The 1,235-nt window shown below is 63.2% G+C and carries 1 protein-coding gene; it reads right to left on the minus strand.

Annotated features, from left to right (window positions below):
• The coding region (locus GGR61_RS20925; RefSeq protein ID WP_184623855.1) for a hemagglutinin repeat-containing protein at window positions 1–1,235 on the minus strand (1,235 nt) is incomplete at both ends.

Below are 1,235 nucleotides of genomic sequence, written 5' to 3' on the forward strand. Positions count from 1 at the left end.
GTCAGTTCGCTGGCACCGGCATTGGTGCTGGCGATCGCGCCTCCGATCAGGTTTACGTTGCCGGCAGTGACGTGGTAGCCACCATTGCCCGCGAACAGGCCCGATTGCTCGACCACACCCAGATAATTGCCGTTGGCCTTGGCGCCGCTTGCGTACCCGCTGGCATCCCAGGCGGTACCCGCTGAGACCTGCACCCGGCCACCGACACTGCTTTCCTTGGACTGGATATCGAGCGTGTCTTGCAGCGATTCGATGGTGAGGTCGCCACCGACCTGTGCATCGATCCGGTCGCCTTTGACCACCGCGCCGCGCAAGGTGGTATCACCCTCTGACTTGAGCACGATGTTCTGGCCAGCCAGCTGCGTGTTCTGCCAGGTGCTGCCATCCACGTTCGACTTGTGGCTGCCTGCGCTGGCCTGCACGTACGCGTACACGCCGGTTTGCGCGCCGACCGATGCGCCGACGCCCACCTCAAACCCGGCGTTGCTGCCCTTGCTCTGCTCGGTGTTGCTGGAGCTGCCCGCTTCCAGCACCAGATCGCGTGCCGAATCCAGGCTCAGCGTGTCGCCAGCCTTGATATTGCCCTGGACGATACGCAGATCGCCTTCGGTGGTCTTCAGGCGCACATTGCCACCACCGGTGATGGTGGAGCCCTGCGAAATCTGGCTGCTGCTGTTGAAGCTGCTCTCGTTGGTGGCGAAGCCCACGCCTGCTTCCACGCTGAGCAGCGAGCCACTCTGAACCGCCTTCGCGGTCTGATAGCCGTTCGCCGCTGCTGCCATGCCCTGCATCGCGCCCAACCGCCCATCGGACTTGCGCGCATCGTCCACGTTGTTGATCAAATCGATCAGCGGCGACTTGATGCGCGCGAAGGCACCGATTTTGAGGTCGTCATCCTGCTGCGAAGCGGAGCTGGTGGTGTTGGCGGTCAGCAGCTGGATCGAGGCGGCGGTGATGTCCACGTCCTTGGCCGCGACCACATTGCTGGCTGACTGGGTGTACGTACCGCCTGCGGTCAGGCTGACATTGCCGCCCAGGCTGCCGACATTGCTGGCCACCTGCGCCACCTGGGCGTTGTCGTCCAGGTGATTCTTCTTGTTGTAGCCGGCAAAGCGCTCGGTGTCGGAAATGACCACCGTACCGATGCCCTTGCTGGTGGACTGGTTGGCATTGCCCAGAATGTCCTGGCCACTTTGGATGGTCAGGTCGCCTGCCGCGCGCATGCTGACATTGCC

It is taken from the genome of Xanthomonas sp. 3058 (assembly GCF_014199765.1).
Lineage (GTDB): Bacteria > Pseudomonadota > Gammaproteobacteria > Xanthomonadales > Xanthomonadaceae > Xanthomonas > Xanthomonas campestris_B.